Genomic DNA, 9,521 nt, shown 5'->3' on the forward strand with positions numbered 1-9,521 from the left:
CTATACAAAAATGAGCCATTAAATCCGCTGATGCAGTTTAGTGCGAAAGCGACTCGTTTCTAAATCAAAAATCATCGCGCCACGCTGTGGACGCGGGCAACGGTGGCCACTACGCTGTGCCCAAGCACCGAATCCCAACGAGAAGACATGACAGACAGCTCCAGCCCCGCCTATCAGGTTCTCGCCCGCAAATATCGCCCGGAAACCTTTGCCGATCTGGTGGGTCAGGATGCCATGGTGCGCACCCTGAAAAACGCGTTCGCGGCCGACCGGATCGCGCAGGCCTTCATCATGACCGGCATTCGCGGCACCGGCAAAACCACGACAGCAAGGATCATCGCCAAGGGCATGAACTGCATCGGACCCGACGGAACCGGTGGCCCCACGACCGAACCCTGCGGTCAGTGTGAACATTGTGTCGCCATCATGGAAGGCCGCCATGTAGACGTGATGGAGATGGACGCCGCCAGCCGTACGGGCGTCAACGACATCCGCGAGATCATTGACAGTGTCCGCTATCGCGCCGCCAGCGCGCGTTACAAGATTTATATCATCGACGAGGTTCATATGCTCTCGACCAGTGCGTTCAACGCGCTGCTCAAGACGTTGGAAGAACCGCCCGCGCATGTGAAGTTCATCTTCGCAACCACTGAAATCCGCAAAGTCCCTGTCACTGTGCTGTCCCGCTGCCAGCGTTTCGACCTGCGCCGGATCGAACCCGAAGACATGATTGGCCTGCTGCGCAAGATCGCCGAAGCGGAAAACGCCCAGATCGCCGAAGACGCGCTGGCGCTGATCACCCGAGCAGCGGAAGGATCGGCCCGGGATGCGACCTCGTTGCTGGATCAGGCGATTTCGCATGGGGCTGGCGAGACGACCGCCGATCAGGTCCGTGCAATGCTTGGACTGGCAGACCGTGGCCGGGTTCTGGACCTTATGGATATGATCCTGCGCGGCGATGCCGCCGGAGCACTTACCGAGTTGAGCGGCCAATACGCCGAAGGCGCAGACCCGCTGGCGGTGCTGCGCGATCTGGCCGAGATCACGCATTGGGTGTCCGTCGTGAAGATCACGCCTGACGCGGCGCAGGATCCGACGGTTTCTCCGGACGAACGGACCCGGGGCCAACACATGGCCGAGGCTCTGCCGATGCGGGTTCTGACCCGGATGTGGCAAATGCTGCTGAAGGCGCTCGAGGAAGTCTCGGCTGCGCCCAACGCCATGATGGCCGCTGAAATGGCCGTTATTCGCCTGACCCATGTGGCGGATTTGCCCAGCCCCGAAGAGCTGATCAAACGGTTGCAAGATACCCCGCCACCGCCGCCGGGCGGGCCCAATGGCGGCGTTTCGATATCCCGACCGGGCGCCGGTCCGGCGCCGGCTGGCGCGACCCATCCACCTGCCTACGCGCCGTCCCCTCGCGGTTCCGGTGGCGCACCTGTTGCAGCCCTGGCGCAGGATGCCCAGACGGCCCTTGCCCATTACCCGACCTTCGACCACGTGGTGGAACTGATCCGGACCAATCGCGACGTAAAGTTGCTGGTCGAGGTGGAAAACGGCGTGCGCCTCGTCTCCTATCAACCCGGACGAATCGAATTCACACCCGCCACCCAGGCACCGGCGGATCTGGCGCCACGACTGGGCACTGCCTTGCAACGCTGGACAGGAAATCGGTGGGCTGTCTCGATCGTCTCGGACGGAGAAGCCCCCACGATTGCAGAAGTCAGGGATGCGGCCGAGCTCGCACTGAAATCCGAAGCCGAACAACACCCGTTGGTGCAGGCGGTATTGGCGCAATTCCCAAAGGCGAAAATCACTAGGATCGAAACGCCGGAGCAACGCGCCGCCAAGGTCGAGACCGAAGCGCTTCCCGAGGTGGAAGACGAGTGGGACCCGTTCGAGGAAGACTGACCCCGCCGCCCGTCACCCCCCGTTTCAAACGAAGCTGACCGAGGTTTCGATCGAACACATCCGCCCGCATGTCTCAGATCGTTTGTTGCGACACCGGCCAGCGGAAGGCGGCCCGTGACCATTCTGATCCGAATGCTGCGTAGCCATTCGAACCCCGCCCAGATTTCCTGTGTTCCGTGCAATCAGTCTCGGCAGCAGACCATATGCGCGCCAAGGACGATCTGCGCTTGTCGGGCCTGCTGGCAAATATGGTGTCGCAGATGGTTAGCACGTTCCTGCTGACGCCTGCGCTGATCAACGTGCCGACCGGAACGGATGAGCCTCCGACCGGCGGGAGAACCCTTGTGCCATGTCGCTGCTGCCCGTATCTAGAGCGCAAACGGAGACACAGGAGAATACTATGCTGAAAGGACTCGGCGGGCTTGGCGGTCTGGGCGACATGGCCAAGATGATGAAATCCGCGCAGGACCTGCAAACCAAGATGACCGAAATGCAGGAAGAGCTGAACAACATGATGGTTGTCGGCGAATCCGGTGCAGGCCTGGTCAAGGCAACGGCGACGGCCAAGGGTGAACTCAAAGGTCTGGATATCGACCCTTCCATCTTCAACGGCGATGACAAGGAAGTGGTCGAAGACCTGATCCTGGCCGCCATCAAGGATGCGCAGACCAAGGCAACCGAACGTTCGCAGGCTGAAATGACCAAGCTGACCGAAAGCATGGGCCTGCCCAAAGACATCAAGCTGCCGTTCTGAGCTTCATCTTTTCCCAAATACTCCCGCCGGAGGCTCCCTCCGGCGCAATGCAGGATTGGCCATGAGTTCGAACAGCGACATCGACAACCTGATCGACCTGATGGCCAAACTGCCCGGCCTGGGCCCGCGCTCGGCCCGCCGCGCGGTTCTGCACCTGATCCGAAAACGCGCCCTGCTGCTGACGCCCCTGTCTGATGCCATGCAGCAAGTCGCCGTGACCGCCCGCGAATGCCTGAATTGCGGCAATGTGGGCACCACCGATATCTGTGACATCTGCAATAGCGAGGCCCGAGCGACCGGCGAGCTGTGCGTGGTCGAAGACGTCGCCGACCTCTGGGCGATGGAGCGTGCCGGAGTGTTCAAAGGGCGCTATCACGTTCTGGGCGGCACGCTGTCGGCGCTGGACGGTGTCGGCCCCGACGAGCTGCGCATTCCCCGCCTCAAGGACCGGGTTGTGGCCGAAGGAATTTCCGAAGTCATCTTGGCGCTGAACGCCACCGTCGATGGCCAGACCACCGCCCACTACATCGCCGATCAGCTTGAGGGGCAGGTCCGCCTGACTTCGCTGGCGCAGGGTGTGCCGATTGGCGGCGAACTGGATTATCTGGACGACGGGACGATCACGGCCGCGCTCAGGGCGCGGAAGGAACTGTAGCTCTAACTTACCGGTTCTTTTTTCGCGAGGCCTTTGCGCTAGGCGGCGCCAGCGCAACGCACGATGCACGCTCAAGTATCGCGGTAACTGGCTTGACAGCTGTACAGTTATTGGATGAGTTTCTTTCTGTTAATTCTACGGATTATCAAACACGATGAAACACTTAGCGTATTTTGCAATTGTTGGTGCTTTCGCCTCGCCCTTGGCCGCTGAAACTCTCTACTTATTCGAAGACACGCACGATTTACCGCCGCCATACAAACAATGGTGGAGCGCAATTCCAGAAGACAAAAGGTATGATGAACAAACACACAGGCACGTCTATGTTCGCGGTGAAGGTAAGTACGGCGATTTTTTCGGCGTTCTATACGTTGATTGCATTAACCCTGAATTCTCCGAATGGTTAGCTGTCGGAGGATCGCTGAATTCAGAAGACGTTCCAAACCAGGCAATTGTTAACCTGAGACTTGAGATCTGTTCCAACGGCGAGGAGACCTGACACGGCCCGCGGGAAATAAATGGATTGTCTAACTTCTACAACAATTTACAATGACATGAATAGATTGTCTGATTTGTGGATATGCTATGACCCGCCTTCTCGCCCTCGCCTTCGCCGCTTTGACAGCCACCTCCGCCCTAGCCCAAGACCTCATCGACAAGGGCTTTGTCGACGGCTGGAACATCATGATGGACCCCGCGCTTGGCAACGGGTGCCTGATCCAGACGGTGTATCAGGATCTCTCGGTGGTGCGGCTGGGCTATGATGCCTTGGGCAATCGTGGGTATTTCGCCGTGTACAACAAGGCATGGGGCGACATTAAACAGGGTGAGAGTTATCCGATCCGCTTTGATCTGGACGGCAAAAGCTATGATGCGACGGCCATCGGGTTCAACGAACGCGACGTGCCGGGCGCAACCGTGTTTTTCACTGACCGGAGCTTTGTGAACGCCATCGCTCAGAACAAAACGATGACCGTCTACAATCCGGCAGGTGAGGTGGTGATGGCCATCGATCTGAAAGGCACCGCCAAGGCGCTGGACTATGCGCGGGATTGCCAGAACAAAAAGCTTTAACGAATCGGATCGAACAGCGCGTCCTTGGCCGTGCAGTCGCGGATCACGTCGCGGCCACAGGGTACGGAATCAAGATCGCGGGACAGACACAGGCGGACTTCTTCGATATAGCCCTGTTTGCAGGTGATCGTGATCATGTCGCGCTCCAACTCCGGGTTGGCCTTCAGGAATGCCTCCTCGACCACTGAAGCCGGCAGTCTGACGGATGAATCCAGCTTGCGGAACACCTCAGGGCGCTTGACGGCTTCGTAAGCCCGCCGGGACAAGGCAAAGTAGTCGGATGCCGACAATCCCGAGCATGTGCCGTGTTTCTTCCATTGATGCCAAGCAAGGCCGGAACTGCCTTGTATGTCCTCCATTTCCCGCGTCGTGCGTCGCGAAGGTGGGCCTTCCGGGGTACGGCAGTAGGACGGCCAGCCCTGATGGAACTGTGGCCATAGCCCGTGCAGTATCCAGCCGTGATCATGCCGATCGTCACATTGATCCGAGCCGCGCGCGTCACCTTCGCGGGCGCACCAGTTGGGCGACCAACTGAGCGACAGCACGTAGTAATCGAACTCGCCCGCCTTTTCGCCCTCGGCCGGCGCAGCGACCGCGCTCAAGACCCACAAAACCAGCCCCGTAATCCCTTGGCGCATTCGCCTCTTCCCTTCTTGCCTTTGCGCGACTATATACGGGCCAAGTTCCCCGACAACGGAAACCTGCCCCAAAACCAAGGGGCCGCCGAATTCCGGCGACGGGACAGATGTATGTATAGGAGACGGGCTGATGGCAAAACCGCTTATGGCCAAGGCAACCGCCGTATGGCTGGTGGACAACACCACGATCAGCTTCAAGCAGATCGCGGATTTCGTAGGAATGCACGAGTTGGAAGTGCAGGGTATCGCTGATGGCGACGTCGCCGCCGGCGTCAAGGGCTTTGACCCGATCGCCAACAACCAGCTGACCCAGGAAGAAATCGACGCGGCACAGAACAACCCGCTTCACAAGCTGAAGCTCAAGTTCAACCCATCGGCCGCCGGCGAGGAAAAGCGCCGTGGTCCGCGCTACACGCCGCTTTCGAAACGTCAGGACCGTCCGAACTCGATCCTGTGGCTGGTCAAGTTCCACCCGGAACTCAGCGACGGCCAGATTGCCAAGCTGGTGGGCACCACCAAACCCACCATCCAGTCGATCCGCGAACGCACGCACTGGAACATCGCCAACATGCAGCCGATTGATCCTGTTGCTCTGGGTCTGTGCAAACAGTCCGAACTGGACACCGCCGTGCAGAAAGCAGCGGCCAAGAAAGCGGCTGAAGGCGGCGTGATGAGCGATGACGAACGTCGCAAGCTGGTCTCGACCGAGCAGTCGCTGGAAATGGACGCAGCGCCGAAAATCCCGACCGCAATTGAAGGTCTGGAAACCTTCTCGCTGTCCGACGAACCGTCGGAAGAGAAAGACGACGAGCCGATCATCGACGCAGACAGCTTTTTCAACCTGCCCAAGGGTGGGGCGGATGACGAAGACGAAGACGATCTTCGCCCGTAACGCGCAAACAGCCTCGGCCATGACGGCTGGGGCTTTTTTCACGGACTTGCCATGCTGAACGTTCTATCTGCGGTATTTGGCCCGCATCGCGCCGTCACGATTTATGCCTTTCTGAAAACGTGGGGGCTTGGTCTGGCCGGCGGCGTTGTCACGATTGCCATCGTCACGACATTGTTTCTGCTGGGGGATGAAGGCGAACACGAGCATGAGGCGTTTCTGACCGTCCCGGTTCTGTCTGCAACTCCGGTGAACGGAGATCTGAAGAACGGCGTCGTGGCATCTGTCCGCTTGCCGGATGGGTCCGCCACATCGATTACGTCTACAGATGCGCAGATTTCGCAGACAGTGGGCACGACGGCCTGTATCGAAAAACGCGTTTACCTCGAAAGCGGAGAAGCCCGGTACCGGCTCAAACTGCCACGTCTGTGCGACGGTAGTTGATCGACGGCACCGAACGGATAAAAGCCGCCCGATGTGACACCGGGCGGTTTTTGCGTTCATACCAATTGAAAGATGATACCAGCCACGATTGCGCCACCGACCCCCAGAGTCAGATAGGTTGCAAAGACATGTGGTTTGACCAATGACCAGACCGCAGCCATCGCCGGGATGGAACTGACAGCACCGGCAACCATGAACGACATGGCCGCTCCCGCTGTCATACCTTGCTCCATCAACCCTGCCAGCAAAGGCGGCGCCACGTACGAGTTCAGGTATGCCGGCATACCCACCAGCGCAGCAACGACGATCGGCAGCACGCCTTCTCCGCCAACCACGCCGGCGATCAGGTCAGCGGGGATATAATTAACCAAAAGCGCCTCGAGGACATAAGCCAGCGCAAGCCATTTCAACAGGAACAGACCGTTGTGCACGAATTCCGAACGGAACCGGGCGCGACGCTCGGACTCCTGCCAGAATGTCCAGACCGGCTTGGTATCCGTTTTCGGACCACATCCGCAGCACCCGGAGGGCTTGTATTCGCGCAAAGGCTGGGCAAACGCGCCTTTGCGCATAAGCAACCGAACCGCGAACCCGCCGAACAGGCCAAGCGCAACCGCCGCAACAGCCTTGCCGATGGCAAAGGGCCATCCCAGCGCACCGGCGGTAATCAAAAGCGTAGGCGGATCGATCAAGGGTGAGCTGAGCCAGAACGCCATGACCGCGGACAACGGCGCACCAAGGGCCAGAAGACCCGCAATGAAGGGAATAACCTCGCAAGAACAGAAGGGGGCAAGACCACCGAACAAGGCAGCCAGAAAGATCATCCGGGTTTCGCGCCCCTCAAAGGCACGCGCCACCATCACCTCTGCGCCGGTCGCCTTGAGGTAAGACAGCAGAAGCACTGCAAACAGAATATATTGCCCTGTATGCGCCAGAGCCTTGGCTGCAAATGTCACCACCTCGGGCAAGTTTCCGGGATCCAGGATTGCCACCGCCGCCAGAATGACGACGATCAGCGTCCAGGGTGTCTTGATCAGGTCCAGCGCCACTTTGGCAGTCATGCGCGGGTTCTGTGTCAATTCAGCCATCGTTCGCAGCCTTTCCAACTTCGTCAGCGCAGCACTCGCTGAGAATGAATTGCGCCAGATTTCTCAATTCGTTGTAATTGGCGCGGTTGATCGTGGTTCGACCGACCTTTTCCTGTTCGACCACTCCACCGGCCGCAAGAAACCGCAGGTGATGGGCCAGGGTCGACGGGGCAATCCCGGTCCGGTCCTGTATCTCGCCAACGGTCAATCCGGCTTTGCCAGCCCGGACCAGCGTCTTGAGGACTTTCAGCCGAGCTTCAGAGCCCATGGCAGAAAATCCGGCAGCAGCAGCTTCCCACATCCACTATCTCCATTAAACTAGTTTTATAGTTATTTAGTCCAGAGAAACTCTCCGGTCAACCCCGCCGACAAAATTTCGTGACTGCGATGTAAGTCCAGATTGCCCCGGCCTTAAGTCCACCCTATAAGCAGGCATGGGGATTTCGGTCGATACGTTCTTTCTTGAGCTCAATGGTCAGGGCACATTGCAGGCCCAGATCCAGCAGATGATTGCCGAAGGCATCTTGTCCGGTCGCTTTCACGTCGGAGAAAAACTCCCTTCGTCACGCAAACTGGCCGCGCATCTGGGGGTCAGCCGAATAACGGTGACATTGGCCTACACCGAACTGTTGGCCAATGACTACCTGACCGCCAAGGGACGGTCCGGGTATTACGTTTCGCAAAACGCACCTGTCCCCCCCAAGTATTCGCCTGTCCAGCGCGGCACAGAATCCGTTGACTGGGACAAGGCACTGGCGCGTCGCTTTCTGGACAGCGACGTGCTGCCAAAACCCAGCGACTGGCGAGAATACCGTTATCCGTTCATCTACGGGCAGGCTGACCGAACCTTGTTTGACCACGCCAACTGGAGGTTATGCGCCGTCCGCGCGTTGGGACATAAGGATTTCGATTCGCTGACCGGAGATTACGTGGATCAGGATGATCCGTTGTTGATCGAATTTATTGCCCGTCACACTCTACCTCGCCGTGGCATCGCGGCCCGCCCCGAAGAGATCCTGATCACTCTGGGCGCGCAGAACGCCCTCTGGCTGGCATCGCGTATCTTGCTGACCCACAATCGCACGGCCGTGATAGAAGACCCATGTTACTATGCGCTGCGAAGCCTTCTGAACCATTGGGACTGTGCGGTCACGCCCTTGAGTGTGGACCGGGACGGTCTGCCGCCCGAGGCGATTCCCGACGAAGCAGACGTCATCTTTACCACCCCCAGCCATCAAAGCCCGACAACCGCGACGATGCCGATCGACCGCCGCAACCAGTTGCTGGACCGAGCACGCGAACTTGACGCGATGGTCGTCGAGGATGACTATGAGTTTGAAATGGCCTTCCGAGGCGCCCCTTCGCCGGCGCTGAAATCCATGGATCGGGATGGGCGCGTGATCTACGTCGGCAGTTTTTCCAAGTCGCTGTTTCCAGGATTGCGACTTGGATACATGGTCGGCTCAGAGCCCTTTATCCGCGAGGCACGCGCGCTGCGTTCATTGGTTCTGCGTCACCCACCAGGCCACATTCAGCGCACGGCGGCGTATTTCCTGTCGCTGGGCCACTACGACGCGCAAATTCGGCGTATGTCAAAGGCCTTGCAAGAGCGGCGCGACGCGATGGACAAAGCCATCGCGGAAAGTGGGCTGACCGTGGCTGGACGGGGTGTGATTGGCGGCTCTTCACTGTGGATGTCAGCCCCTGAGCATGTCGACACAACTCAACTGGCATTAAGACTGCAAAACCAGGGTGTTCACATCGAACCCGGCGCACCGTTCTTCTCGGGGCCGGACAGACCACAGAATTTCTATCGCCTGGGCTATTCCTCAATTCCAACTAACCGCATCGCGACCGGCGTGAAACTGATCGCAGACGCAATTCGGGCCGTTTGAGCCTTATCTGGACCTAATCCGGCTTTCGTTTTGGCCCTAACGCAGGTCGCACCCTTGCGCCAAAACCATATCAAACGCCGGGTGCAGTGCCCGGTTTCACTCACTCTTGGTTGGAGAGCACCCTTATGAAAATGACGACGGAAGAGGCCTTTGTTAAGGTTTTGCAGATGCAC

The 9,521-nt window shown here is 58.8% G+C and carries 11 protein-coding genes; 8 read left to right on the forward strand and 3 right to left on the reverse strand.

All coding sequences use genetic code 11. The features are described 5' to 3' along the window. The first annotated feature begins 114 nt into the window (after nt 1–114). The 5 genes from GS611_RS19810 to GS611_RS19830 all read left to right on the forward strand — a co-directional run bounded on the left by GS611_RS19810 (nt 115) and on the right by GS611_RS19830 (nt 4,394). Nucleotides 115–1,911, forward strand: a complete 1,797-nt coding sequence (locus tag GS611_RS19810; RefSeq protein ID WP_256420307.1) for a DNA polymerase III subunit gamma/tau — start codon at nt 115–117, stop codon at nt 1,909–1,911. Between the two features lie 400 nt (nt 1,912–2,311). Continuing rightward, the gene (locus GS611_RS19815; RefSeq protein WP_171638287.1) at nt 2,312–2,665 is read left to right on the forward strand and encodes a YbaB/EbfC family nucleoid-associated protein; all 354 of its coding nucleotides are present in this window, start codon (nt 2,312–2,314) and stop codon (nt 2,663–2,665) included. Between the two features lie 61 nt (nt 2,666–2,726). After that, nucleotides 2,727–3,320: a recombination mediator RecR gene (gene recR, locus GS611_RS19820; RefSeq protein WP_171638289.1), complete on the forward strand. Its 594-nt coding sequence runs from the start codon at nt 2,727–2,729 to the stop codon at nt 3,318–3,320. A gap of 154 nt (nt 3,321–3,474) precedes the next feature. Further along, a complete protein-coding gene (locus GS611_RS19825) occupies nt 3,475–3,819 on the forward strand; it encodes a hypothetical protein (protein ID WP_171638291.1) in 345 nt (114 codons plus the stop codon). Between the two features lie 86 nt (nt 3,820–3,905). After that, nucleotides 3,906–4,394: a hypothetical protein gene (locus GS611_RS19830; RefSeq protein WP_171638293.1), complete on the forward strand. Its 489-nt coding sequence runs from the start codon at nt 3,906–3,908 to the stop codon at nt 4,392–4,394. Here GS611_RS19830 and GS611_RS19835 read toward each other — a convergent pair. After that, nucleotides 4,391–5,032 (reverse strand): ribonuclease T2, encoded by a 642-nt coding sequence (locus tag GS611_RS19835; protein WP_171638295.1) that lies wholly within the window; start codon nt 5,030–5,032, stop codon nt 4,391–4,393. The two genes, GS611_RS19830 and GS611_RS19835, sit on opposite strands and share 4 nt — an antisense overlap. Before the next feature lie 130 nt (nt 5,033–5,162). Here GS611_RS19835 and GS611_RS19840 point away from each other — a divergent pair, with 130 nt between their 5' ends. Together GS611_RS19840 and GS611_RS19845 are read left to right on the forward strand one after the other, a co-directional pair. Then, a complete protein-coding gene (locus GS611_RS19840; RefSeq protein ID WP_171638297.1) occupies nt 5,163–5,924 on the forward strand; it encodes a DUF1013 domain-containing protein in 762 nt (253 codons plus the stop codon). A gap of 51 nt (nt 5,925–5,975) precedes the next feature. After that, the gene (locus GS611_RS19845) at nt 5,976–6,365 is read left to right on the forward strand and encodes a hypothetical protein (RefSeq protein ID WP_171638299.1); all 390 of its coding nucleotides are present in this window, start codon (nt 5,976–5,978) and stop codon (nt 6,363–6,365) included. 56 nt (nt 6,366–6,421) lie between these two features. On the opposite strand, the gene GS611_RS19850 is transcribed toward GS611_RS19845, so the two are convergent. Beyond that, nucleotides 6,422–7,453, reverse strand: a complete 1,032-nt coding sequence (locus GS611_RS19850; RefSeq protein WP_171638301.1) for a permease — start codon at nt 7,451–7,453, stop codon at nt 6,422–6,424. Next, complete coding sequence (locus GS611_RS19855; RefSeq protein ID WP_171638303.1) at nt 7,446–7,754, reverse strand: helix-turn-helix transcriptional regulator; 309 nt, start codon at nt 7,752–7,754, stop codon at nt 7,446–7,448. Before GS611_RS19855 ends, GS611_RS19850 begins: the two co-directional genes overlap by 8 nt. 133 nt (nt 7,755–7,887) lie before the next feature. Between GS611_RS19855 and GS611_RS19860 the strand changes: the two genes are divergently transcribed. Further along, nucleotides 7,888–9,348, forward strand: a complete 1,461-nt coding sequence (locus GS611_RS19860; protein WP_171638305.1) for a PLP-dependent aminotransferase family protein — start codon at nt 7,888–7,890, stop codon at nt 9,346–9,348. The last annotated feature ends 173 nt before the right edge of the window (nt 9,349–9,521 follow it).

Source organism: Ruegeria sp. HKCCD6119, from assembly GCF_013110585.1.
Taxonomy (GTDB): domain Bacteria; phylum Pseudomonadota; class Alphaproteobacteria; order Rhodobacterales; family Rhodobacteraceae; genus Ruegeria.

What these genes read in the sequence shown, in the direction of transcription:
- GS611_RS19815 (WP_171638287.1), top strand. Translation starts at nt 2,312, where the DNA reads ATGCTGAAAGGACTCGGCGGGCTTGGCGGTCTGGGCGACATGGCCAAG.
- recR (WP_171638289.1), top strand. Translation starts at nt 2,727, where the DNA reads ATGAGTTCGAACAGCGACATCGACAACCTGATCGACCTGATGGCCAAA.
- GS611_RS19825 (WP_171638291.1), top strand. Translation starts at nt 3,475, where the DNA reads ATGAAACACTTAGCGTATTTTGCAATTGTTGGTGCTTTCGCCTCGCCC.
- GS611_RS19830 (WP_171638293.1), top strand. Translation starts at nt 3,906, where the DNA reads ATGACCCGCCTTCTCGCCCTCGCCTTCGCCGCTTTGACAGCCACCTCC.
- GS611_RS19835 (WP_171638295.1), bottom strand. Translation starts at nt 5,032, where the DNA reads ATGCGCCAAGGGATTACGGGGCTGGTTTTGTGGGTCTTGAGCGCGGTC.
- GS611_RS19840 (WP_171638297.1), top strand. Translation starts at nt 5,163, where the DNA reads ATGGCAAAACCGCTTATGGCCAAGGCAACCGCCGTATGGCTGGTGGAC.
- GS611_RS19845 (WP_171638299.1), top strand. Translation starts at nt 5,976, where the DNA reads ATGCTGAACGTTCTATCTGCGGTATTTGGCCCGCATCGCGCCGTCACG.
- GS611_RS19850 (WP_171638301.1), bottom strand. Translation starts at nt 7,453, where the DNA reads ATGGCTGAATTGACACAGAACCCGCGCATGACTGCCAAAGTGGCGCTG.
- GS611_RS19855 (WP_171638303.1), bottom strand. Translation starts at nt 7,754, where the DNA reads ATGTGGGAAGCTGCTGCTGCCGGATTTTCTGCCATGGGCTCTGAAGCT.
- GS611_RS19860 (WP_171638305.1), top strand. Translation starts at nt 7,888, where the DNA reads ATGGGGATTTCGGTCGATACGTTCTTTCTTGAGCTCAATGGTCAGGGC.